Source organism: Rhizobium sp. ZK1, from assembly GCF_047782645.1.
Taxonomy (GTDB): Bacteria; Pseudomonadota; Alphaproteobacteria; order Rhizobiales; family Rhizobiaceae; genus Rhizobium.
Genome location: NZ_CP180587.1, coordinates 2,171,869 through 2,194,514, shown reverse-complemented (window position 1 = coordinate 2,194,514; position 22,646 = coordinate 2,171,869). Strand labels below are relative to the sequence as shown.

20 protein-coding genes and 1 pseudogene are annotated in these 22,646 nt (G+C 58.9%); 12 read left to right on the top strand and 9 right to left on the bottom strand.

The features are described from left to right. The first annotated feature begins 49 nt into the window (after positions 1 to 49). Together ACK9YZ_RS32825 and ACK9YZ_RS32820 are read left to right on the top strand one after the other, a co-directional pair. Positions 50 to 493, top strand: a complete 444-nt coding sequence (locus ACK9YZ_RS32825) for a universal stress protein (protein ID WP_216759567.1) — start codon at positions 50 to 52, stop codon at positions 491 to 493. 71 nt (positions 494 to 564) lie between these two features. Continuing rightward, a complete protein-coding gene (locus ACK9YZ_RS32820; protein WP_416067593.1) occupies positions 565 to 2,181 on the top strand; it encodes an MBL fold metallo-hydrolase in 1,617 nt (538 codons plus the stop codon). 159 nt (positions 2,182 to 2,340) lie between these two features. Here the strand turns inward: ACK9YZ_RS32820 and ACK9YZ_RS32815 are convergent, their stop codons facing one another. Together ACK9YZ_RS32815 and ppsA are read right to left on the bottom strand one after the other, a co-directional pair. Then, entirely contained in the window at positions 2,341 to 2,547 is a 207-nt protein-coding gene (locus tag ACK9YZ_RS32815) for a ChaB family protein (protein WP_416067592.1), read from the bottom strand. Between the two features lie 26 nt (positions 2,548 to 2,573). Next, entirely contained in the window at positions 2,574 to 4,988 is a 2,415-nt protein-coding gene (gene ppsA / locus ACK9YZ_RS32810) for a phosphoenolpyruvate synthase (RefSeq protein ID WP_416067591.1), read from the bottom strand. 145 nt (positions 4,989 to 5,133) lie between these two features. On the opposite strand from ppsA, the gene ACK9YZ_RS32805 reads away from it, so the two are divergent. Continuing rightward, positions 5,134 to 6,090 (top strand): glucokinase, encoded by a 957-nt coding sequence (locus tag ACK9YZ_RS32805; protein ID WP_416067590.1) that lies wholly within the window; start codon positions 5,134 to 5,136, stop codon positions 6,088 to 6,090. Between the two features lie 32 nt (positions 6,091 to 6,122). Here the strand turns inward: ACK9YZ_RS32805 and groL are convergent, their stop codons facing one another. Beyond that, the gene (gene groL / locus ACK9YZ_RS32800) at positions 6,123 to 7,742 is read right to left on the bottom strand and encodes a chaperonin GroEL (protein ID WP_416067589.1); all 1,620 of its coding nucleotides are present in this window, start codon (positions 7,740 to 7,742) and stop codon (positions 6,123 to 6,125) included. A 242-nt stretch (positions 7,743 to 7,984) separates the two neighbouring features. On the opposite strand from groL, the gene ACK9YZ_RS32795 reads away from it, so the two are divergent. Next, positions 7,985 to 8,167 carry a hypothetical protein gene (locus tag ACK9YZ_RS32795; RefSeq protein WP_183726826.1) on the top strand — a complete coding sequence of 61 codons (183 nt, stop codon included), beginning with the start codon at positions 7,985 to 7,987 and terminating at the stop codon, positions 8,165 to 8,167. A 205-nt stretch (positions 8,168 to 8,372) separates the two neighbouring features. Here the strand turns inward: ACK9YZ_RS32795 and ACK9YZ_RS32790 are convergent, their stop codons facing one another. The 5 genes from ACK9YZ_RS32790 to ACK9YZ_RS32770 form a co-directional block, all read right to left on the bottom strand. Then, positions 8,373 to 9,440 (bottom strand): ABC transporter ATP-binding protein, encoded by a 1,068-nt coding sequence (locus ACK9YZ_RS32790; RefSeq protein WP_416067588.1) that lies wholly within the window; start codon positions 9,438 to 9,440, stop codon positions 8,373 to 8,375. Positions 9,441 to 9,451: 11 nt separating this feature from the next. Continuing rightward, complete coding sequence (locus ACK9YZ_RS32785; RefSeq protein ID WP_416067587.1) at positions 9,452 to 10,297, bottom strand: carbohydrate ABC transporter permease; 846 nt, start codon at positions 10,295 to 10,297, stop codon at positions 9,452 to 9,454. Positions 10,298 to 10,300: 3 nt separating this feature from the next. Beyond that, positions 10,301 to 11,218 (bottom strand): carbohydrate ABC transporter permease, encoded by a 918-nt coding sequence (locus tag ACK9YZ_RS32780; protein ID WP_416067586.1) that lies wholly within the window; start codon positions 11,216 to 11,218, stop codon positions 10,301 to 10,303. 69 nt (positions 11,219 to 11,287) lie between these two features. Beyond that, a complete protein-coding gene (locus ACK9YZ_RS32775) occupies positions 11,288 to 12,526 on the bottom strand; it encodes an ABC transporter substrate-binding protein (RefSeq protein WP_216759576.1) in 1,239 nt (412 codons plus the stop codon). A 111-nt stretch (positions 12,527 to 12,637) separates the two neighbouring features. Then, a complete protein-coding gene (locus ACK9YZ_RS32770; protein WP_216759577.1) occupies positions 12,638 to 13,336 on the bottom strand; it encodes a GntR family transcriptional regulator in 699 nt (232 codons plus the stop codon). A 62-nt stretch (positions 13,337 to 13,398) separates the two neighbouring features. On the opposite strand from ACK9YZ_RS32770, the gene ACK9YZ_RS32765 reads away from it, so the two are divergent. Continuing rightward, on the top strand, positions 13,399 to 14,541 hold the full coding sequence (locus tag ACK9YZ_RS32765; protein ID WP_216759578.1) for a mandelate racemase/muconate lactonizing enzyme family protein: 1,143 nt from the start codon (positions 13,399 to 13,401) through the stop codon (positions 14,539 to 14,541). Here the strand turns inward: ACK9YZ_RS32765 and ACK9YZ_RS32760 are convergent. After that, a pseudogene (locus tag ACK9YZ_RS32760) lies at positions 14,482 to 14,805 on the bottom strand (amidase family protein); the annotation flags it as partial. The gene ACK9YZ_RS32765 and the pseudogene ACK9YZ_RS32760 overlap by 60 nt on opposite strands. A gap of 618 nt (positions 14,806 to 15,423) precedes the next feature. On the opposite strand from ACK9YZ_RS32760, the gene ACK9YZ_RS32755 reads away from it, so the two are divergent. From ACK9YZ_RS32755 to ACK9YZ_RS32725, 7 genes are all read left to right on the top strand, one after another. Further along, on the top strand, positions 15,424 to 16,989 hold the full coding sequence (locus ACK9YZ_RS32755; protein WP_416068479.1) for an ABC transporter substrate-binding protein: 1,566 nt from the start codon (positions 15,424 to 15,426) through the stop codon (positions 16,987 to 16,989). An 80-nt stretch (positions 16,990 to 17,069) separates the two neighbouring features. Continuing rightward, positions 17,070 to 18,023, top strand: a complete 954-nt coding sequence (locus ACK9YZ_RS32750; RefSeq protein ID WP_216759579.1) for an ABC transporter permease — start codon at positions 17,070 to 17,072, stop codon at positions 18,021 to 18,023. Positions 18,024 to 18,026: 3 nt separating this feature from the next. Continuing rightward, the gene (locus tag ACK9YZ_RS32745; protein ID WP_416067585.1) at positions 18,027 to 18,917 is read left to right on the top strand and encodes an ABC transporter permease; all 891 of its coding nucleotides are present in this window, start codon (positions 18,027 to 18,029) and stop codon (positions 18,915 to 18,917) included. Beyond that, a complete protein-coding gene (locus ACK9YZ_RS32740) occupies positions 18,914 to 19,975 on the top strand; it encodes an ABC transporter ATP-binding protein (protein WP_416067584.1) in 1,062 nt (353 codons plus the stop codon). Before ACK9YZ_RS32745 ends, ACK9YZ_RS32740 begins: the two co-directional genes overlap by 4 nt. Before the next feature lies 1 nt (position 19,976). Continuing rightward, on the top strand, positions 19,977 to 20,945 hold the full coding sequence (locus tag ACK9YZ_RS32735; protein WP_416067583.1) for an ABC transporter ATP-binding protein: 969 nt from the start codon (positions 19,977 to 19,979) through the stop codon (positions 20,943 to 20,945). A 56-nt stretch (positions 20,946 to 21,001) separates the two neighbouring features. Further along, positions 21,002 to 21,679, top strand: coding sequence for an aspartate/glutamate racemase family protein (locus tag ACK9YZ_RS32730; protein ID WP_416067582.1), 678 nt, complete (start codon positions 21,002 to 21,004; stop codon positions 21,677 to 21,679). Positions 21,680 to 21,774: 95 nt separating this feature from the next. Beyond that, positions 21,775 to 22,617, top strand: a complete 843-nt coding sequence (locus ACK9YZ_RS32725) for a MurR/RpiR family transcriptional regulator (protein WP_216760881.1) — start codon at positions 21,775 to 21,777, stop codon at positions 22,615 to 22,617. Positions 22,618 to 22,646: the final 29 nt, after the last annotated feature.

Sequence of the window (22,646 nt, the reverse complement as noted above, 5' to 3'; positions counted from 1 at the left end):
CCCGCGACGAGCGCTGTATCATTGAAAAGTCATCGCCAGGGAGGTTCTCGTGTACAAGCATTTTCTCGTTCCGACAGATGGATCGGCTTTATCGAATGCGGCCGTGAAAAAGGCGATGGAGTTCGCCCGCGGCATGGGCGCCAAGGTCACGGTGCTAACTGTGGTCGAACCCTTCAAAGTGCTTTCGATCAATGCCGAGCAATTGGAAAACACCCGCGCGGAATTCGATCGTCATGCGGACCTCGTGGCCGACAAGGTTCTTCGGGACGCGGAGGAGGTTGCCGCTGCGATCGGCACCACCTGCTCGACGCTGCGAATGAAAAGCAGCGACCCTGCAAAGGCCATCGTTGAAGTTGCTGCAAGCAATGACTGCGACCTGATCGCAATGGCTTCCCATGGTCGGGAGGGCTTCAAGGCTTTCATGATCGGAAGCGTGACGATGAAGGTGCTCGCCAATTCGAAGCTTCCCGTTCTCGTCTATCGTGAATCGTAAAGAGCTGGCGGAACGGGTCCGAGGATCAAGCGGCCAGTGCAGGGTACCGCGAGGTTAATGGGAAGCGGAAGATGTCTCTGAAAGACAAGCCCAGGCTGACGTTCCACGGAGCCGCCGGCTCGGTGACCGGTTCATGCTTTCTCCTTGAAGTCGGCGAAAGCCGCATTCTCGTCGATTGCGGCATGTTTCAGGGATCCAAGACAGAAAAAGAGCTGAACTATCGCCCCTTTCCGTTCCAGTCGGCCGAGCTTGATGCCGTCATTCTGACCCATGCGCATATAGATCATAGCGGGCTCCTGCCGAAACTGGTGAAAGACGGGTTCTCCGGCCCGATCTACTGTACGCCGGCTACATTGGACCTTTGCGCCGTCATGCTCCCGGATTCGGGGCATATCCAGGAGATGGAAGTCGAGCAGCTCAATCGAAGAAATGAGCGGCGAGGGCGAAAACCCGTCAGTCCGATCTACACCGCTGCTGACGCCATGTCCTCGCTCGTGCAGTTCCAGGCGCACCCGTTCAAAATTTGGAAGGAACTGTCTCCGGAGTTTCGCTTCCGTTTCTGGAATGCCGGACATCTTCTCGGCTCCGCCTCGATTGAAATTGAGATCGGCTCTCACTCCGATCGCCAGCGGCTCTTATTTTCAGGAGACATCGGCCCACGCCACAAGCTGTTCCAGTTCGATCCGGAAGCGCCGTCCGCCTTCGACTATATCGTCTGCGAAAGCACCTATGGCGACGTCGATCGTCACGATCCCTCGGATGAAAGGCGCCGCAAGATGCTGCGTGAGGAGGTCCAGCGTGCCACGCGCCATCGAGACGGCGCGCTTCTGATACCCTCGTTCGCGGTGGAGCGCACGCAGGAGCTTTTGGCCGACCTGTCTCACCTCATGGATAAGGGCGAGATTCCAAAGTGTCCTGTCATTATCGATTCTCCCCTTGCACTGCGCGCAACCCAAGTCTTCAGCAGACATGCCAGCGAGCTTGAGAACGGTGATCTTCTGCTGCGCGCATTGAAGTCCAGGAATGTCCGCTTCACGGAGAGTGCCGAACAGTCGAAGGCGATCGATCATATCCATGGATTTCACATCGTCATCGCTGCCAGTGGCATGTGTGAAGCCGGCCGTATCCGGCATCGTCTCAAGAACTGGCTTTGGCGGGAGGAGGCAACCGTGCTGCTGGTTGGCTATCAGGCAACCGGTACGCTCGGACGCCTTCTGCAGGATGGGGCGTCTACCGTCCGCATCCAGGGCGACGAGATCATCGTTCGAGCAAATATCCGCACGCTCGACGTCTATAGCGGACACGCCGACGCGACGGAACTGGCAGCCTGGGTCACTGCGCGTCTACCTGTAAGAAGGGTCCTATTTCTGGTACATGGCGAGTTGCCGGCCGTGGTGGGGCTGGAAACCCGTCTCCTGGCGACACGGCCTGATCTTTCCATCGTCAAGCCGACCCTGGACGCAACCTACGAGCTTTCTGCCGAGGGGCCAGTGGAAACCCGCGCCCCTGAGGCGCCACCCCGTTTGGAAGCGTTCCAGACCGGTCGCAAGGACTGGCACAACGATTATCAGTCCCTGATCCTGGACCTCGAAGAGAGATTGGACAAAGCCGCTGACGAGAAAGCGCGCGGTGTCATTCTGCGGAAAATCAGAAATGCCGTCGACGAACTTCAAGAGCGGGGTCGATGACCGACCTATACTTTATATCCGCAATTGATCGTAACCGGCGTCGAACTCCTTTCTCGCCAGTAACCGTCTGATCGGCAAGAGGCCGCATGACCCGTACCGCTGTCGCAAACCCGCCTTATGAGGCGCAATGTTTTTAATGACCGGCATTTGAAATTGCCGTCAACGGGCAGCCCAATGGCCGCCAATCTTGACATAGGATCGTTTCACCGCAGCCCAGGCGATCCTATGGGACACCTCCTCCTGGCGAGGATCGTCTTTATAGGCGTCGAAGGCATGGTTGAAAGCCTGACGATAGATGTCCTGGGCGTGATCCGGCAAAGAAGCGCGCACCGAGGCAGGCAAGTCGCTGTTGTCGATATAAGGCATGGCGGCGTGCCTCGCTTCCCTCCAAATCAAGCAGAGTGATGCGACATCCCCGCTTCATCCTTCCGTCGTTCCGCCTCCGCAACCTTCCTTTTGACCGTCACGAAACTATCGGGGCTGACGGAGATGCTGTCGATGCCGCAGTCTACCAGAAAGCTTGCGAAGTCAGGATGATCGCTTGGCGCCTGACCGCAAATGCCAATCTTGGCGCCGGACCTGCCCGCTTCGGCGATGACATGCGAGATCATCCACTTCACGGCCGGGTCCTGTTCGTCAAAAAGGTCGGAAAGCTCGCCCGCATCGCGATCGACGCCGAGGGTGAGTTGCGTGAGATCATTCGAGCCGATGGAAAATCCATCGAAATGGTCAGCGAACTCCTTTGCCAGAATAACGTTGGAGGGAATTTCGCACATCACATAGACCTTCAGCCCGTCTTGACCGCGCGCAAGGCCATTCTCTGCCATCACCTTCAGGACCTTTTGAGCCTCTTCCACGGAGCGACAAAACGGTACCATGACGATGACGTTATCGAAGCCGAGTTCGCCTCTTAACTTGCCGATGGCGCGGCATTCCAAGGCAAAGCCGTCACGGTAGCGCGGTGAGTAGTAGCGGGAGGCACCTCTGAAGCCGAGCATCGGATTTTCCTCGCTCGGCTCGAATTCCCGACCGCCGACGAGCTTGGCATATTCATTCGTCTTGAAGTCGCTGAGCCGGACGATCGCAGGCTTCGGATAGACCACCGCGGCAAGGCGTGCCAGGCCGCAGGCGAGATGATCAACGAAAAAGTCTGCCTTGACCTCGTAACCTGCAGTTAGTTCCTCGATCTGATGTTTGGCGTCTGCATCCTTCAGACTGTCGAGATGGGCTAACGCCATCGGGTGGATGCGGATGGCATTGCCGATGACGAATTCCATGCGGGCAAGCCCGATGCCGTCACAAGGAAGCCGCCACCATCGAAAAGCGGCCGCGGGATTGGCCAGATTCAACATGATCTCGGTGCGGGTCGTCGGCAGGTCTGTGACGTCAACCGTTTCGACCTCATAGTCTGCAGTGCCATCATAGATGAAACCCTCGTCGCCTTCTGCGCAGGAAACGGTTATTTCCCCGCCTGTATGGAGTATTTGCGTCGCATTGCCGGTTCCGACGACCGCCGGCAGGCCGAGTTCGCGACTGACGATTGCCGCGTGCGACGTGCGCCCGCCGTGGTCGGTAACGATTGCCGCTGCCCGCTTCATGACGGGCATCCAGTCGGGGTCCGTCGTTGCCGTTACCAATATCGACCCGTCGACGAACGTGTCGATGTCCTTGGTCGTCTCGATCAGACAGGCTCGGCCGGACACAACGGCGTCACCGATTGCCAGGCCGGCAAGAAGCATCTTGCCCTTGCGTTTGACGACATAGTTTTTGAGTTCGTTCAGCTTGCGAGCGGACTGCACCGTTTCCGGACGGGCCTGGACGATGAAAAATTTGCCGGTCTCGCCGTCTCTGGCCCATTCGATGTCCATCGGGCAGCCGTAATGATCTTCGATCAGCACAGCCCAACGCGCCAGAGTGATGACGGCGTCGTCATCAAGAACGAAGGCTGCGCGTTCGAACTTGGACGTCGGCACGTTGCGGGTCGGTTCGCCTGTCGACCCATAGATCAGCTTCTTTTCCTTGGCACCGCATTTGCGCGCGATGATGGGGCGCAACGACGTGTTCTTCAGCAGCGGCTTGAAAACCTGATACTCGTCTGGGTCGACAGTGCCCTTGACGACATTCTCGCCAAGCCCCCAGGCGGCATTGATCAATACGACCTTGTCAAAGCCCGTCTCCGTATCAATGGAAAACATCACGCCGGAACTGCCAAGGTCGGAGCGGACCATCTGCTGGACGCCGATCGACAAGGCGACCTTCAGGTGATCAAAGCCTTTTGCCTGCCGATAAGTGATCGCTCTGTCGGTGAAAAGCGAGGCGTAGCATTGGCGGCAGGCATCCAAAAGAGCCTTCTCGTCCCTGACGTTGAGGAACGTCTCCTGCTGTCCGGCAAAACTCGCATCCGCAAGGTCTTCCGCAGTTGCGCTGGAGCGCACCGCCACTGCGAGGTTGCCGCTTCCGACCCGCGCTGAAAGCTCGGCGTAGGCCTTTCTGACGGCGTCTGACAGCTCATCGGGCCAATCGCCGTGCAGAAAAAGCCTACGGATCGCAGTGCCGGTCTCCGCCAGACCTGCCTTGCCTGCCTGCCACTCGGCAATCAAGGAGGCGATGCGGCCTTTAATATCGTTGGACGCAAGATAACGCCAGTAGGCCGCGGACGTCGTTGCAAAACCCGGTGGAACCGCAATCCCCTTCGGCGTCAGGTTCTGGATCAACTCTCCGAGCGAGGCGTTCTTGCCACCGACTTCAGCGACGTCGTCGCGCCGCACGTTTTCGAACCAGACGATCTGCTCCATCGTGCCGTCCATGAGACGCTCCCTGCAATACGAGTGTCGAACTCCAGTCGCATCAACTCTATTGGAGATCCTTTTGTGCGGCTTTGATGAGGATCAAGGTCGGGTCTCGCCAGATGCGCCAGGCTATTAAAAGCGGGCGAACATATGAGGTGGAGCCATGCAGATGCTGTCAGACCGTCACGCCGTCGTTGGCGAAATCGGAGCGGGCCACTTGCGCTTTGCCGTGGCCGACATCGACGAATTGGCGATCGATCACTATGTCAATTTCAAAACGAGCGATTTCGATTCGATCGAGGTGGCGCTCGATGCTTATTTCAAATCGCTGCCCGGGCAGCCAGGCAAGATCAGCCTTGCCGTGGCCGGCGATGTCGCCGACAATCAGGCGCGCATTTCCCATCTCCCGTGGACGTTTTCCGCAAGAGAATTGCAGAACGCCTTCAGCGTGCCCATCGTCAGGCTGATGCGCGACATCGATGCGGTCAGCTCCTGCGTGCCTACACTGCCCCCGCACGAACTCGTAAAACTGACAAGCCCATCCCCGCAAAGCGGACCGAAGGGTGTCATACTGCTCGACCGGGATCTCGAAGCCGCCATGATCGCTCCAAACCAGCATGGTTGGACTGTTTTACACGGCCGCGTCGGCGAGATGTCGTTCGGCGCCGATAGTGCCGACGAACTCTTACTCGTCCAGGCGATGCGGCATGGCATTGGCAGGGTTGCGCTGAAGAGGGTGCTCACATCGACGGGACTGACGGCTCTTTACGATGCATTGCGACTTCGCTCCGGTCTTGAAGCCCCGAGTTGGAGCGCATTCGATATTGCTCGGGTTGCCTTGTCTGCAGAGCCAGATCCAATCGCGCATGATGCGCTTCGGTATTTCGCAAATTGGCTCGCACGCTTTGCCGGTGATCTTGCCGCGGCATATGGCGCAGAAGGCGGGATCTATCTCAGCGGGAGCCTGGCGATCGAATTGCGCGAAATCCTGAGAAGCGAGGCGTTCGTCGAATCCTTTTCGGCCGCCGGCGGTCCCGACGGCTTTACCCGCAACGTCCCGGTTTATCTCGTCACGGCGACAAATCTCGCGCTGCGCGGTGCTGCCCTGGCAATTTCCTGAAATCCACTGACAGGGCGCGTTGCTTGCCCGTTCTAGATCTCCATGGGCGGGGCAGCCGGTTGCTGGGCGGGCTCCGGAATTTCGGTCATCGTCGCCTCCGAGAGGAGCAATATGCTGGCAACCGACACCGCATTTTCCAACGCGACGCGCACCACTTTGGTCGGATCGATGATCCCCTCCTCAAGAAGATCGACGTAGCGATTGCGGGCCGCATCGAACCCAATCGCGCCGTCAGATTCCAGCATCCTGGCGACAACGACACCGCCGTCGACCGCCGAGTTCTCGGCGATCTGTCTGGCCGGTACTTCCAAGGCGCGCTTGAGGATTTGGACGCCCGTGCGCTCATCGCCTTCGCAGAGGTCTTCCTCTGCGACCACCGCCTTTACACAGCGAAGCAGCGCCAAGCCGCCCCCAGGAACGATACCTTCATCGACCGCGGCCTTTGTGGCATTGATCGCATCGTCGAGAGCCTCCTTCTTAGCCTTCACCTCCGCTTCCGCAAGCGCGCCGACGCGAATGACCGCAACACCGCCCGACAATTTGGCAAGCCGCTCCTGCAGCTTTTCCTTGTCGTAGTCGCTTGTCGTCGTCTCGATCTCCTTGCGGATCTGTTCAGCCCGCCCTTTGATGGCCTGCTGCGAACCGCCTCCGCCGACAATTGTCGTCGTGTCCTTATCGACGACGATACGCGACGCTGTGCCGAGCTGATCTACCGTCACCTTGTCCAGCTTGAAGCCGAGGTCTTCGGAAATGAGCTGCGCTCCGGTAAGGATCGCCAAATCCTGCAGCATGGCCTTGCGGCGGTCGCCGAAGCCTGGAGCCTTGACGGCACAGTTGCGGAACGTGCCGCGCAGCTGGTTGACGATAAGGGTTGCAAGCGCTTCACCTTCCACGTCCTCGGCGATCACGAGCAATGGCTTGCCTGATTTGGCAATCTGCTCAAGTAATGCGACAAGATCGCCCAATGCGGAGATCTTTCGGTCAAAGATCAGCACCCTTGCGTCTTCCAGGACGCATTCCATCTTCTCGGCATCGGTTGCAAAATAGGCTGAAATATAACCGCGATCGAACTGCGTTCCCTCGACCACGTCGAGACGTGTCTCCATCGTCTTGGATTCCTCGACGGTGATGACGCCTTCCTTGCCGACCTTTGCCATGGCTTCGGCGACCAGCTTGCCGATCGCCTCATCATTATGGGCGGAGATGGAGGCGACCTGCTGCCTTTCCTTGTCCGAGGTCACCGGTCTCGATATCGATCGCAACGCCTCGACGGCCCGAACAACGGCGCGATCAAGACCTCGTTTGATATCGATGGCGCTTGCGCCCGCTACGACGTTGCGATGGCCGTCCGCCAGGATCGCATGTGCCAATAGCGTCGACGTGCTCGTTCCGTCGCCAACGACCTCGCCTGTCTTTTCCGCAGCGGCTCGCAGCATGCGGGCACCCAGATTTTCTTCCGCGTCCTTCAGGTCGAATTCCTTGGCGATCGTCACACCGTCATTGCACACGATCGGCGCACCCCACTTCTTTTCGATCAGAACCGACTTCGAGCGCGGCCCAAGGGTGATGCGAACCGCATCTGCGAGCTTGCTGGCCCCCTGAAGAACCTTGCCTCTGGCTTCGGAATGAAAAAGAACCTGTTTATGCGCCATCTTCCATCTCCCAAGTAAAACCAAGCGCAGATGCTCAGCCCGTTGATAATGATTGGCATAGATCGTGGGCAGCCGCGTTGACCAACATCAATATTGCGCTCGCTTTCAAGACCAGCTCGTTTTGACCTCGCGCAATGCTGCGGCGCGCGGGGAGTGATAATTTTCGCCCTGTAAGGCACGGAGAAATGAGAGATCGGGGGAGCTGCATTCCCCAGCTCAAATCACCCCCCTGGAGAAGGTCAATGACAATGTCCGAACAAACGGGGCGCTGGCTGCGCTGGTTGATCATCGATCATCTTGTCCTGATCGTACTGTTTTTGATGATCGCTACGGTCTTCAGCATTTTGCTGCTGAAACCATTGATCCGAGGCGAGCAGGACCTACCGCTGCAACGTTCAACGCTCGATGACCGCGCCAGCGATTAGAGACCGATCACATGCACGGCGGCAGGTTTCAAGGAATGCCGTCGGTTATAGCTACCATACACCTTACCGGGGGAGTCCACGCGCTGGACTTTGCCAACACAATTGGAGACGGCGCCGGGCGTTTGACGAGCGCCAGTGACGTTCTCGACTGGGCGCACCGTGCGCACCGTGCGCACCGACGCGAATAGATGCGACCGCCTCAGCGCTATAGCCTCAGCTGCGTCTCTGCATCGAAGAGATTGACGCTCGATGGATCCACGGCAAAGGCAACCGGATCTCCCCTCTTTCCGGAAAATCGAGGCTCCACCCGAGCGATAACGGTCTGAGGGCCAATGACCGTCGTCAGGATCGTATCCGGTCCGGTTGGCTCGACCACGTCGATGACACCATGAAAGGCGCCGTGTCCTTCTACAATCTTCAACTCCTCCGGACGAACACCCAGGATCAGATCCCGCTCGGTCAATTCACCGTTTCCGGCTCCGAGTTCCAGCGCCACCCCCTCCGCGCGAAACTGCCAACCACGATCGCTTTTGACCACGCGTCCCCGGAGAAAATTCATGGCCGGCGAACCAATGAAACCGGCGACGAACATGTTGGCGGGGCGCTCGTAGATGGTTCGCGGATCGGCCAGTTGCTGGAGATGGCCACCCTTCATGACCGCCACCTTGGTAGCCAATGTCATGGCTTCGATCTGGTCATGCGTCACGTAAACGATGCTGGTCCCAAGCCGCTCATGGAGCCTCTTGATCTCGGTGCGCATCTCCACCCTGAGCTTGGCATCAAGATTGGAAAGCGGCTCGTCGAACAGAAACAAGTCCGGATTCCGGACGATTGCGCGTCCCATCGCTACGCGCTGGCGCTGACCGCCGGACAGGTTCGCCGGTTTGCGGTCAAGGAGATGCGTGACCTGCAGCATGTCGGCGGCTTGCGCGACGGCTTCGCGCCGCTGGTCCGCCGGTACACCACGCATCTCCAGACCAAAACCGATGTTACGCTCGACCGACATCGTCGGGTAAAGCGCGTAGGACTGGAAGACCATGGCGATGTTGCGGTCTTTCGGCGGCAGAGCCGATACCGAGCGGCTACCAATGGCGACATCGCCGCTGGAGGAATCGTCAAGCCCTGCGATGATGTTGAGCAAGGTCGACTTGCCGCAACCGGATGGTCCGAGCAGAACGAGGAAACCGCCATCCTCAAGCTCGACGTCTATCCCGTGAAGCACCTCAAGAGCACCGTAAGACTTTCGGATGTTTTTGAGTGAGAGTGTAGCCATTATCGTCTCCTTCAGCCCTTGATTGCGCCGGCAGTGAGCCCCTGGACCATCGCCCGCTGGACGATTGCGAAAAGAAGCATGACGGGCAGAATGCTGAGAATGCCGCCGGCGGCCAGAACACCCCATGGAAGCTGGAATTCACCGACCATCAGTTGCAGCCCGACAGGCCATGTGCGCGATCCCTGCCCGGTGGTCAGCATGAGGGCGAAAATGAATTCGTTCCAGGCGGCGATGGCAATGAAGACCGAACTGGCGAGCAGACCATTGCGCGCCAGCGGCAAGACGATGCGGACCATGGCGCCGAGCCGCGTCGATCCGTCGATGCGCGCGGCGCTTTCGAGCTCCCTGGGCGCAGCGTCCAGGAAGCCCTTGAGCATCCACACGAAAAGCGGCAGCAGGAAACTGGTATAGGCAAGCGCAAGGCCGAACCGGCTGTCCACCAGGCCGACGGTTTTCATCATCACATAAAGCGGGATGATCATCATCACGGCGGGGAACATACGGATCAGCAGGTAGCCCAGCATGAGGCTGTTGCGGCCGCGGAATGTCATCCGTGCAAACGCGTAAGCCGCCAGCGTGCCGGCAACGACGCAGATGGCCACGGTGACGATGGTTACGATCAGGCTGTTGCCGATCAAAACCGGAAAGTTGGACTGCGTCCAGATCGCCACGTAGTTCTGAAATGTCACGTGCCGGGGAATATATTGCATCTGAGAGGTGACGATGTCCGTTTCGGCCTTCAGTGAGGTCAGGAACATCCAGAGGATCGGACCAAGGCAGAATATCCCGAGCGCGCACAAGACGATGTAGGTGAGAACGTCGGCTGCCAAACGCCTGCTATGTTTGGTTCGAAACATGGATCATTCTTTCGTTATACGTGACAGGCGGATGTAGATCGTCGCAAACATCATCAGGATCAGGAACATCACGACCGACAGAGCGCCGGCGTAGCCAAAATTGAAATCCCGGTGGGCTGTCTGAAAGGCGTAGAGTGACAAGACTTGCGTCGCGTTTCCGGGGCCGCCGCCGGTCAGGACCAGCAGAAGATCGGGAGAATTGACAAGGCTGATGACACGCAGGATGACTGCAGCGACGATTACTGTTTTGAGCATCGGCACCGTGATCAACCGGAATTTCGTAAAGGAACCGGCGCCGTCTACGGCGGCAGCCTTGTATAGGTCCTCGGGAATCCCTTTCAAGCCAGCGAGAAACAGCAGGGCAAAGAATGGAAACCCATGCCAGGCTTCGACGAGGATCGTGGCGGCAAGCGCGGTATTCGGGTCGGCAAACCATGCCTTGTAGGCATTGAGCAGGCCTATCCGGACGAAGATGTCGTTGATGACGCCAAGCCGCGGGTCGAGAAGCAGCGCCCACATGTGTCCGGCGACAACATTCGGAAGGAAATAGGGCAGCAGGATCAAAACGCCGAAGATCTTCGTCCCCGGCAGATTTCGGTTCAGCGCAACGGCAGCGATGAAGCCGAGCGTCATCTCGACGGCGACCGCCGCCACCACCCATATCGCGGTGTTCTTCAGTGAGATCCAGAAGACCCGATCGGACATCATCGCCACATAGTGCTTCATTCCCACCCAGCCGTTGAGGCCCGGCCGGGTGAGGCGCATTTCCCGCGTACTGATGACGAAGCCGTAGATCGTCGGGTAAGCGACGACGAGGAGAAGTAGAAGGAGGCTCGGCAACAGGAGAAGATACACCCAGGAGCGTGTCTCCGAGAGTTCGCCAAGACGGCGGAGCGGTCGGCTGCGTGAGGTTGATGTCATTGAATATCGGCGATGGCGCCGTCCCTGATTAAGGCGCGTGCCCCATTAGGACATCGCGCCTGAACGAGGTTAGCGAAGGGCGGCTTCGAGGCCTTCGATGAAGCGGTCCACGGCCTGTTCCGGCGTCAACTGACCGGTAAGGACTGCCTGGAACGTCGGATTGACGACGTTCTCCGACCAACCGGCGGCACCTACGAAACTGTTGGGCAACCGCCCGAACTCCAGCGTCTGCGTTGCCGCGTTGTAGATCGGGTTGCCCGTGATGCGGTCGTCCTTCAACGCTGCGGTGGAGGCCGGGAAATATCCCGTTGCCTCGAGAAGCGCGATAGCCGCATCCGTCTCGCCCCAGAAGCTGATCCACTTCCACGCGGCCTCGATATTGTCTTCCTTGAAGATCCCGTTGCCGGCATAGGCAACGCGGGCAATATGGGCTTTGGGACCTGCAGGCATCGGCGCGGTGGAGAACTGCTCGCCCTGCTTGAGCGCTGCCGAGATCTCGATGAGCGAGCCGGTATGGTGCCAGATCATCGCCGTCTGACCGGTCCTGAAACCTTCCATGATCTGACGATAGCTATCATTCGGCGCGCTGGGCGGCACCACCTTCTCCTTGCGGAAAAGGTCGGCATAGAAGGTGATCGCCTCGACGGCCGCGGGCTTGTCAATGGCTGCCTGACCATCCTTGACGAGCGGCGAGCCGAACGCCTCCATAACATCGATGACATATTTGAAAGCGCCAGCGCCGCCGCGCATTCCGAATGCATAGCGGTTCTTGGAGGGATCCGTCAGCTTTCGGCAAGCGACCAGGAATTCCTCGAAGGTCTTCGGGGGAGCGGAAAGACCGGCTTCCTCGAAATAGTCTTTTCTGTAGTACATCCAGTCGACGAAGGCATAGGCTGGAACTGCATAGATGGCGCCGTCCTGCGACATTCCCGTCCAGCGATTGTCGGGAAGGTTCGCCTTGCCGGCCCAAGTGTTGACGCGCCCGCTGATGTCCACAAGCGCTCCCATCGCCGTCAGGTCGGCAAAACGCTCGGCGATCACCATGCCGGTATCGGGGCGCCCGCCGGCAACGACAGCCGACGAAACCTTCGCCATATATTCGGAATTGGGAATGCCCTCCTGCGTCACCGCCACATCCGGATTTGCCGCTGCGAAGAGCTGGATGATCTTTGCCAGTCCGGCCATCTCAGACTGGCTGGCGAAATGGTGCCAGTAGTTGATGGCAGTCGCGGCATTGGCGCTGCGAAGGCTGGCCGCCAGGCTTAGCGCTGCCGAGGCTATCAGGAATTCACGCTTGCTGAGTTGCACTACTATCTCCTCCCGAGATATCAGACCATCAATCTGATCGATCAGATGGCAATATCATCGTTTTGGAGATCCCGCAACACACTCGGTCGAAGACAGCGAGCGCGGAAACGTTCAAACAAGACCGAGATTGCGTTGCACGGCAGCCTGGAAGTGCGCGATCAGGGCCTTTTCGGCAGCATCCGCGTCCCTCGTGCTGCATGCTTCGAGTATATCGAGGTGCTCCTTCAACGTGCGCACAAGGATCGGGGTCGTGACCTTTCGCTCCAGCCGCAGAAGACGCAGGTAGTTGTGCATGCGCCGGTAGGCGCTGTCGATCAGCGGGTTGCGCAGGGCCTTGATGATCTCACCGTGCAGTTCCAACTCAAGCGCGTCCGTCTCCAGAAGCTGCTCAGGTCCTATGCCGTTACGCTCAAGCTGGCGAATAAGCCTGGAATGCCTGACTTCCAGGGCATTCATCAGATTCTCGTCGCCCTCCTCGGCAAACACCCTGATAGCCGCGCGCTCGACGATGGAACGGAACTGATAGGTGGAGCGGGTAAGTTCCATGCCCGGCCGGACGAACTGGATGCCCGAGCGCGGGTGGATGGTCAGAATGCCCTCCGTTTCCAGCACGCGCAGCGCGTCGCGCAAGGGTGCCACGGGAACACCAACGACCGCCGACAGCTCGTTCTGCGAGATGAAGGCACCCACCGGCACCTTCCGTTCGAACAGGCTTTCCAGGACGCGCTCATAGGCTATGTCGCTGAGGCGCGTTGCCGCGGCATCCCCAATCACCGACTTCGCGGCATGCGGCTCTTGCAGTTTCTTCATAGGTCCGATATCACCTTTCTGATCGATCAGATCAACAAATTAAACGATCAGCGAGCGCTACGATGTCTCTCTCCCGCTTCCGTATAACCCGATTTCAATTTGCCCGCGACCGCGTAATCGGCGACAGCCAGGTTCGCGCCGACGAGACCAACGTCGCCGCGCTCGAACTGATCTCGGACACAGGAGAGGTGGGGCTCGGCTTCATCCAGACCCTTTTTTATCCCCTGCCGGATCAGGCCGAGATCGAGGCCGTTTTCGAAAACGAAGTCTGGCCCGCGATCAAGGGAGAAAAGGCGATCGGACTGGTTCACCGCGTGAACCGACCGCGCGGCGGCAACCAGCGCGCCTACTCCCTGCCATTCCACGAAGCGCTGCAGGTAGCCCTCTGGGATCTTGCCGCCAAGCAGGCAGGCATGCCCTTGCACCGCCTCCTCGGAAGCCGACGCAATCGCGTCCGCGCCTATGCGAGCGGCCTTGATTTCCACCTGAGCGACGACGCCTTCAGCGCGCTGTTCGCGCATGCTGCAAGCGTCGGCTACACGGCCTTCAAGATCAAGGTCGGCCATCCTGATTTTGCCCGCGACCTTGCCCGCCTCGAACTCTTGAAGAAGGTCGTGCCGGAGGGATCGCAGATCATGATCGATCCGAACGAAGCCTGGAACTCTAAGGAGGCCCTGGTCAAGCTGACGGCAATACGCGATGCAGGACACAATCTCCTCTGGGTGGAAGATCCCATTCTGCGCCACGATTTCGAGGGTTTGCGAACCCTGCGTCACGCGGTCAACTGGACGCAGATCAACAGCGGAGAATATCTCGATCTGTCCGGCAAGAGGACCCTGCTCGACCATCACGGCGCCGACATTCTGAACGTTCACGGCCAGGTGACGGATGTTATGCGCATCGGTTGGCTGGCCGCCGAACTGGGCATCCCGGTCAGCCTCGGCAATACCTTCCTGGAGATCGGCGTTCACATGGCTGTTGCCCTGCCGGAGGTCGAATGGCTGGAATATTCCTTCCAGAACTTTGACCACCTGGTCGAAACGCCAATCGAGATCCGCGACGGCTTCGCCTACGCGCCGGACCGCCTGGGTCATGGATTGGTGCTTTCGGAGGGGGCACGGCGCGAATGGGCGCGCCCACAGCGACTAGAGCGGTCCAAACTTGGACCGGCCCCAAAAAACCACCGCCTTCCTCTCCTCCCATGAGGATAAGTTCGCAATAGGCAAACAGCGACGAGCGCAGCATTTCCTCCCGTTCGTGGCATAAGCCTCTTGTTCGCAGGAGGTGGACCTCGATCTGGATTGACCATTCCGACAAAGATCATTGTCGTCGTCAGAAACGTGGCTCGCAAACAGGCGGCTGCCCCAGGTAGCGCGCATTCCCTTGACCGCAATATTGTCTTTCACGGTCAGAGGCACGCCATCCAATGGCCCAACCGGCTCGCCAGATTTCCCACGGCGCTTGCTTTGTCGTCCCGCTTCCGACGCTCCGCCCTGTCCAGGGGCACTATAGCATTGGGCTTCGGATTTACTTTAGGACCGAAGCCCATCACTGGCCGGATTGTCTCAAAGCAAGCGGTAACCACATGGGCGTCGGCTTCGTTACGAGCGCTCGGATCCGGCAATCATTTCCAGGCGCGATCCGCAACCTGCATTGTGAAGATTAGCCCTCAAGAGGTCACGCGGGTAACCACGGGGGCCGTCGTAAACACAGCGTTGCTCGACAAAAGGCTTGCCTGAGGAGACAGTCCTCCCACGGTTGAGAAATAGCTGTTTTGCTCACGGTGGATCCCTGGCGCTTGTTTGAGCATATGCTTTAACCGCAGCTCAGAAACTCGGCAACTTCAAAGTCATGATGAGCAGGCAATACATCTCCCAGTCACAGGCTATCTAATTGGCCAATAACATGAAATTATAATTTCACATAACTTGGCACGAAACCTGCTTCTCTTTTTTGACTGGGCAGACGCTCAGAGGCAGCCAAAAAGAGGGAACGTAATGACGCATAGGGACACTCACATTTCCCGTAGCCAGCGAATGATCATGATCTTCCGCACGGCAATCCTTGCAGTATCTGCTACGTTTGCAATGACGACGGCAAACGCAAGCGGAGCACTGGCTGCGGGTACGTTGCGCATCGGGATGACTGCCTCCGATATTCCCCTGACGACTGGCCAAACCGACCAAGGGGGCGAGGGTCAGCGGTTCATGGGCTATACCGTCTACAATTCGCTCATCGAATGGGATCTGACGAGCGCAGACAAACCTTCGATCCTGATACCGAGCCTTGCGGTCTCCTGGGACGTCGACGCGACTGATAAAACGAAATGGGTGTTCAAGCTTCGTGATGGGGTGAAGTTTCATGATGGCAGTGCCTTTGACGCAGATGCCGTTGTATGGAATCTCGACAAGATCCTGAAGCAGGATGCCCCACAGTTCGACAAGCGTCAGTCCGCGCAAGGCAAATCACGCATTCCGGCCGTTGCCTCTTACAAGGTCATCGATCCGCTCACGGTCGAAATTACCACCAAGACACCGGACGCCACCCTGCCCTACCAAATCAGCTGGATCCTGATGTCATCGCCGGCGAACTGGGAAGCCCAGGGCAAGAGCTGGGATGCCGTTGCCCAGAAGCCCTCTGGCACCGGCCCATGGAAGATCGAAAGTGGTTTCACCCCGCGCGAGCGCGTCGAGCTGACGCCCAACAAGGACTATTGGGACAAGAAGCGCGTACCGCAGCTCGACAAGCTGGTTCTCATCCCGCTGCCTGAACCGAACACCCGCGTCGCCGCGCTTCGATCCGGCCAGGTCGACTGGATCGAAGCACCGGCTCCAGATTCCGTCAGCTCGCTGAAGGACGCTGGCTTCAAGATCATCACCAACTCCTACCCGCACAACTGGACCTGGCATTTCTCCCGCGTCGAGGGTTCGCCGTGGAATGACATTCGCGTTCGCAAGGCGGCAAACCTTGCGGTCGATCGTGACGGCCTGAACGAACTACTCGGCGGTCTGTCGATCCCGGCGCAAGGCTATCTGCCGCCGGGCCACCAGTGGTTCGGCAACCCGACGTTCAAGCTAAGTTACAATGTCGAAGAGGCAAAGAAGCTGATGGCTGAGGCCGGCTTCGGTCCCGACAAGCCCATCACGACCAAAGTCATCATCTCGTCCTCGGGTTCTGGCCAGATGCTGCCGTTACAGATGAACGAATACATCCAACAGACGCTGGCTGAAATCGGCATCAAGATCGAATACGAGGTGGCTGACTGGAACACCGTCATCAACATCTGGCGTGCAGGTGCCAAGGACCCGAGCGCAAAGGGTGCGACGGCGATCAACTACAGTTACTTCATCCAGGATCCCTTCACCGCGCTGATCCGCCAGTCGCAATGCAACCTCGCACCACCGAACGGCACCAACTGGGGTTACTATTGCGACCCCGAGATGGATGCCCTCTTCGACAAGGTGCGCACGACCTTCGACCCTGCCGAACAGGACAAGGTGCTTCAGCAGATCCACGAGAAATATGTGAACGAAGCATTGTTCCTGATGGTCACGCATGACGTCAACCCGCGTGCCATGACCGGCAAGGTCAAGGGCTTCGTCCAGGCACAGAACTGGTTCCAGGACTTCTCCACGATCAGCATGGACCCTTAAATCCAATGCCTGGGCTGCGCCCTGGCCCACGGGTGCGCAGTCCCAAGGATGCCCGATCGAACCCGTCTTGTGAGGACACCATGCTGGCCTATGCCTTGAAACGACTGCTGCATGTCATTCCCGTGGCCATCGGCGTAAGCATCGTCTGCTTCATGCTGATCCATATTGCGCCGGGTGACCCGCTGGCGGCGATCCTGCCAACCGATGCCTCTGCGGATCTGCAGAACCAGATGCGGGCCTTCTATGGGCTCGATCGTCCATTGCCGGTGCAATACGCCCTGTGGGCATGGCGGGCGCTGCACGGCGACCTGGGGATCTCGATCGCGTCCGGCCGCCCGGTGCTCAGCGAGATTATGGACGCCTCGGTCAACTCGATCATCCTGGCGGTCGCCGCGACGATCATCGGCTTCACCGTCGGCTCGGTACTCGGCTTGGTGGCAGGCGTGTTGCGGGGTAGCTGGATTGATCGCCTGGCCTCCGCATTCGCGATGCTTGGCGTTAGCGTCCCACATTACTGGCTGGGCATGGTTCTCGTCATCGCATTTTCCGTCACGCTCGGCTGGCTGCCTGCAATGGGCGGCGGCCCCGGGGGATCGGACGGACGCGGCTTCAGCTGGGAATATCTGCAATACCTGATCCTGCCTGCGGTCACGATGTCGGTCATTCCGATGGGCATCATTGCACGCACCATTCGGTCGCTGGTGGCCGACATCCTGTCACAGGACTTCACCCAGGCGCTGGCTGCCAAGGGGCTGATGAACCGGCAGATCATGAGCCATGTGATACGTAATGCAGCGCCGACCGCTATTTCTGTCATGGGCCTTCAACTGGGCTATCTCCTGGGCGGATCGATCCTGATCGAGACCGTGTTCTCCTGGCCGGGCACCGGCTTCCTGTTGAACGGCGCCATCTTCACCCGCGACCTGCCGATCCTGCAGGGCACGATCCTTGTGCTTGCGATGTTCTTCGTCCTCCTCAACCTCGTTGTCGATGTGCTGCAGAGCGCAATCGATCCGCGCATCCAGAGGAGCTGACCCATGTCGGTCATTACAGCAGATCTGGCCTCGGAGGCGCCAAAAGTCCTCAAATCACCCGGATTCTGGGGTGGTGTCGTTCGCCGCCTCAGCCGTGATCCGGTAGCGCTCACGGCTTTGGGCGTCGTCATTCTTTTGGTGCTCATCGCGATATTCGCGCCGTACATCGCCCCTTATGACCCGTCGAAAGGCAGCGTTATCCGTCGCCTGAAGCCGACCGGCACACCCGGATATATCCTCGGCACCGATGAACTCGGGCGCGATATGCTCTCGCGTCTGATTTACGGCGCCCGTCTCTCGCTGGTGATGGGCGTCGTCCCGGTTCCGGTCGCCTTCGTCATCGGCTCGGCGATCGGCATCATCGCCGGCTATGCTGGCGGGATTACCAATACGCTGATCATGCGCACGATCGACGTCTTTTACGCATTCCCCTCCGTGCTGCTTGCTGTCGCTTTGTCAGGTGCCCTTGGTTCGGGTCTGACCAATGCGCTGGTCTCGCTGACCGTGGTCTTCATCCCGCAGATCGCGCGCGTTGCTGAAAGCGTCACGACCCAGGTCAGGAAACTCGATTACGTCGATGCGGCCCGCGCATCCGGTGCTCCTGGTCACACCATCATTCGGGTACACATTCTCAGCAATGTTCTCAGCCCCATTTTCGTCTTTGCCACGAGCCTGATCTCGGTCTCTATGATCCTTGCATCCGGCCTGTCGTTCCTCGGCCTTGGTGTGCGTCCGCCCGATGCCGAATGGGGTCTGATGTTGAATACGCTAAGAACAGCGATCTACAACAATCCGTTCGTCGCTGCTTTGCCGGGATTGATGATCTTCATCACCTCGGTCTGCTTCAATCTTTTCTCCGACGGGCTGCGCACAGCCATGGACGTGAAGTCATGAGCGCAACAATCTCACCCTACAATCAGGACATGGAAATCGGCGAGCGCGGCGGACCGGCTCAACCCCTCATCTCCGCCCGCGGTCTGCTCAAGCATTTTCCGGTCAAAAGCGGTGGCTTTCTCGGACCGCGGAAAGTCGTACGCGCCGTCGATGGCGTCGACTTCGATATTCTCAAGGGCGAGACGCTCGGCGTCGTCGGGGAAAGCGGCTGCGGTAAATCGACGACGGCGCGGCTGTTGATGAATCTCATCGTTCGCGATCAGGGCGACATCCTGTTTGATGGCGAGACAGTCGGCGGCACGCTACCGCTTGCACAATACCGACGTCAGGTGCAGATGGTCTTCCAGGACAGCTATGCATCTCTCAATCCTCGGCTGACGATCGAGGAATCGATCGCCTTTGCGCCGCAGGTTCATGGTGTCCCGGCCGGAAAGGCGATTGCACGCGCCCACGACCTGCTTTATCGGGTGGGGCTGGAGCCAACGCGCTTTGCCGGGCGATACCCGCACGAACTGTCGGGCGGGCAGCGGCAACGCGTCAACATCGCCCGCGCGCTGGCACTCGAACCAAGGCTGATCATCCTCGACGAGGCGGTCTCCGCGCTCGACAAATCGGTGGAAGCACAGGTTCTCAACTTGCTGCTCGACCTCAAGCGCGACTTCGGGCTAACCTATCTGTTCATCTCCCACGATCTCAACGTCGTGCGCTTCATGTGCGACCGGGTCATGGTGATGTATCTCGGCAAGGTCGCCGAGATCGGCAGCCGGCAGGCGGTCTTCGAAAACACGCGGCACCCCTATTCTTCAGCGCTGCTGGCCTCGATGCCCAAAATCGATCCATCTGAGAGAACGTTGGAGCCACCGCTTTCTGGAGATCCACCGAACCCGATCGATCCGCCCAGCGGCTGTCGTTTTCATACCCGTTGCACCTTCGCCGAGGATGCCTGCAGCCGAACTCTGCCGCTGTTGGCAACGGTCTCCGACGAGCAGTCCGCAGCCTGCCTGATGTCGACACCGGGGTCGGGCCACAGCCGTGCGCCCGTCACCATGGAGGCTTGAGATGACGCAATCCGATGTTGTGATCGATATCCAGAACCTATCGGTTACCTTCAATCGAGGACGCAAGCCGGTAAAGGCCGTCAATGGCGTCAGCCTCCAGGTAAGGGCTGGCGAGGTCGTGGCCCTCCTGGGAGAGTCTGGGTCCGGCAAGAGCGTCACCATGCGCTCGCTGCTTCGCATGCATCCGAAGGGGACGACGATCGACGGGACTATGTCGGTGGCCGGACGCGATGTCACTGGCTTGTCGACGCGCGAACTCGGCAATCTGCGTGGCGCCGTCGTCTCGATGGTGTTTCAAGAGCCACGTCTTGCCCTCGATCCGGTCTACACGCTTGGCCGGCAGATCGAAGAGACGATCATGCGCCATGAAAAGATTTCTCGATCCGCCGCGACTGCCCGATCGCTTGCCTTGTTTGAAAAGGTTCGCATTCCCTCGCCGGAGCGGCGCCTTCGGAACTATCCGCACGAGATGTCGGGAGGCATGTTGCAGCGCTCGATGATCGCCATGGCGCTGGCCTGCAATCCAAAGGTCCTTCTCGCCGATGAGCCGACGACGGCGCTGGATGCCACCGTACAGATCCAGATCCTGCTGCTCATCCGTGAATTGCAGAAGGAGTATGGATTGTCCGTCATCTTCGTAACCCATGATATCGGCGTTGCGGCCGAGGTCGCTGACCGCATCGCGGTCATGTATGCGGGACGGATCGTCGAAGAGGGGCGCGTTGAAGACATCATCCGCGACGCGAAACACCCCTATACAAAAGGGCTGCTCGGCGCGCGCGTCGAACTTGCAAACGGCCGCGATCGGCTGATCACCATTCCGGGCGCGCCGCCAGATCTGGCCAACATGCCACCGGGCTGCGCGTTTGCGCCACGATGCGCGCAGGCATCAGAACCCTGTCGCACCGAAGTTCCGGCACTCGTCGCCGCGGAACGGGCTGGCCGGGTTGCCTGTCTCCTATACCGCTGAGAAACCCGAAATACACTAAAGGGAGGTGGACGCCCGGCTGCGGCGTCCAAAGCACCATGACACACATCGTTGTCATCAATCCAAACACATCGGAGGCGACCACGGCGATGATGACCGATATCGCTCGTCAGTCTGTTCCTGCTGGTATTTCGATCGAAGGCGTGACCGCAGCAAGAGGCGTATCGATGATCCTCAACAGCAGAGAGCTTGCCGCCTCCGCCGACGGCGTCGTGCAGATGGGGTTGACCGCGGCGCCAAGGGCCGATGGCATCATCGTCAGCGCTTTCGGGGATCCTGGCCTCGAAGAGCTGAGGCAGATGACCGATATACCCATCATCGGCATATGCGAGGCAAGCATGCTGGAAGCTGCGTTCGGCGGACGACGGTTTGGCATTGCGACCGTCACACCAGATCTCGTCGAGGGTTTCGCGGCAAAGGCGGTGAGCCTCGGGCTTGCCAACCTTTTCACCGGCACTCGATTGACCAGCGGGGACCCAATTTCTCTCTCTTCCGACCCGGAGCGGCTGCAGACGGCCCTCACCATTGCCGTCAAGGAGTGCCTGGAGCTTGATGGCGCCGAGGTGGTCGTCATCGGCGGCGGGCCGCTTGGCAGAGCAGCGGTCCAACTTCAGCAACAGCTGTCCGCGCCGGTGATCGCCCCGATTGAATCAGCCACTAAACTCCTCCTCAAGCGGATGTTTCCTCTTGAATCAGTCGCTGCGAGTTTGGTGTAATGACCAGGTCGCTTCGGCACGGCAGCTTGAGTTTTCCGGTTGCAAATCGGGAGATTGCGAAGGAAAGTCCGCCGCCTGGAGACGTCGCGGAGAGTATTGTGCCGAAAGATCGTTCGTTCCTGTTTCGCGTGAGAGAGGCGCTTCCCAACCTCCATCCGGCAGAAAAGCGATTGGCTGAGTTCGTTTGCGATTTTCCCGGCGAACTCGCGAGCTATTCAGCACAGGAACTTGCGGCGCTCGCGCACGTTTCCAAGGCCACTGTCACGCGGTTCATCCAGCGGCTCGGTTATGAGACCTACGAGGAAGCCCGCCGCCACGCGCGGGAGGAAAAGCAAACTGGGTCCCGGCTTTTTCTCACGAGTTCGGCCAACGCTGCGTCGATCCAGTCGGTAGAGGCACATATAGCCCAAGGCATCGCCAACCTTGAAGCGACGTTCATTTCTATTCCTGACAGTCAGATAGAGGCCGCAGCCGACGCAATCCTCAATGCGCGAAAAGTCTGGGTTGTCGGATTTCGAAGCAGTCACCCATTTGCCTCGTATCTCCAATGGCAACTGATCCAGGTCATTGAAAACATTGTCGCCATCCCCGGTTCTGGGCAGACGCTAGGCGAACACTTCGTGAGCCTTCGTGAGAATGACATCGTCGTGGTCTTTGCTATGCGCCGACGAATTGCGCAGATGGACGCAATTCTCGAACAAATTCGGAGATCGAAGGCAAATCTTCTGTACGTTACCGACGAAAGCGCACCCTTCGAGACCGCCGCTGGTTGGCACTTCCAATGCCAGACACTTGCGCCCGGCCCGTTGTTCAACCACACCTCGGTGATGGCGTTGTGCCATTTGCTGATTAGCCGGTGTTTCGAAAAAGCCGGGGTTGAAGGTCGAAAACGACTTCGCGACATTGAGGCTCTAAACGAAAATCTCGAAGAATTATAAGTCGTTTTAACTTCGATAATTGGCATGGG

Excerpts from the sequence above, each read along its gene's own strand:
- ACK9YZ_RS32820 (WP_416067593.1), top strand. The coding sequence starts at position 565 with ATGTCTCTGAAAGACAAGCCCAGGCTGACGTTCCACGGAGCCGCCGGC.
- ACK9YZ_RS32815 (WP_416067592.1), bottom strand. The coding sequence starts at position 2,547 with ATGCCTTATATCGACAACAGCGACTTGCCTGCCTCGGTGCGCGCTTCT.
- ppsA (WP_416067591.1), bottom strand. The coding sequence starts at position 4,988 with ATGGACGGCACGATGGAGCAGATCGTCTGGTTCGAAAACGTGCGGCGC.
- ACK9YZ_RS32805 (WP_416067590.1), top strand. The coding sequence starts at position 5,134 with ATGCAGATGCTGTCAGACCGTCACGCCGTCGTTGGCGAAATCGGAGCG.
- groL (WP_416067589.1), bottom strand. The coding sequence starts at position 7,742 with ATGGCGCATAAACAGGTTCTTTTTCATTCCGAAGCCAGAGGCAAGGTT.
- ACK9YZ_RS32795 (WP_183726826.1), top strand. The coding sequence starts at position 7,985 with ATGACAATGTCCGAACAAACGGGGCGCTGGCTGCGCTGGTTGATCATC.
- ACK9YZ_RS32790 (WP_416067588.1), bottom strand. The coding sequence starts at position 9,440 with ATGGCTACACTCTCACTCAAAAACATCCGAAAGTCTTACGGTGCTCTT.
- ACK9YZ_RS32785 (WP_416067587.1), bottom strand. The coding sequence starts at position 10,297 with ATGTTTCGAACCAAACATAGCAGGCGTTTGGCAGCCGACGTTCTCACC.
- ACK9YZ_RS32780 (WP_416067586.1), bottom strand. The coding sequence starts at position 11,218 with ATGACATCAACCTCACGCAGCCGACCGCTCCGCCGTCTTGGCGAACTC.
- ACK9YZ_RS32770 (WP_216759577.1), bottom strand. The coding sequence starts at position 13,336 with ATGAAGAAACTGCAAGAGCCGCATGCCGCGAAGTCGGTGATTGGGGAT.
- ACK9YZ_RS32765 (WP_216759578.1), top strand. The coding sequence starts at position 13,399 with ATGTCTCTCTCCCGCTTCCGTATAACCCGATTTCAATTTGCCCGCGAC.
- ACK9YZ_RS32755 (WP_416068479.1), top strand. The coding sequence starts at position 15,424 with ATGACGACGGCAAACGCAAGCGGAGCACTGGCTGCGGGTACGTTGCGC.
- ACK9YZ_RS32750 (WP_216759579.1), top strand. The coding sequence starts at position 17,070 with ATGCTGGCCTATGCCTTGAAACGACTGCTGCATGTCATTCCCGTGGCC.
- ACK9YZ_RS32745 (WP_416067585.1), top strand. The coding sequence starts at position 18,027 with ATGTCGGTCATTACAGCAGATCTGGCCTCGGAGGCGCCAAAAGTCCTC.
- ACK9YZ_RS32740 (WP_416067584.1), top strand. The coding sequence starts at position 18,914 with ATGAGCGCAACAATCTCACCCTACAATCAGGACATGGAAATCGGCGAG.
- ACK9YZ_RS32735 (WP_416067583.1), top strand. The coding sequence starts at position 19,977 with ATGACGCAATCCGATGTTGTGATCGATATCCAGAACCTATCGGTTACC.
- ACK9YZ_RS32730 (WP_416067582.1), top strand. The coding sequence starts at position 21,002 with ATGACACACATCGTTGTCATCAATCCAAACACATCGGAGGCGACCACG.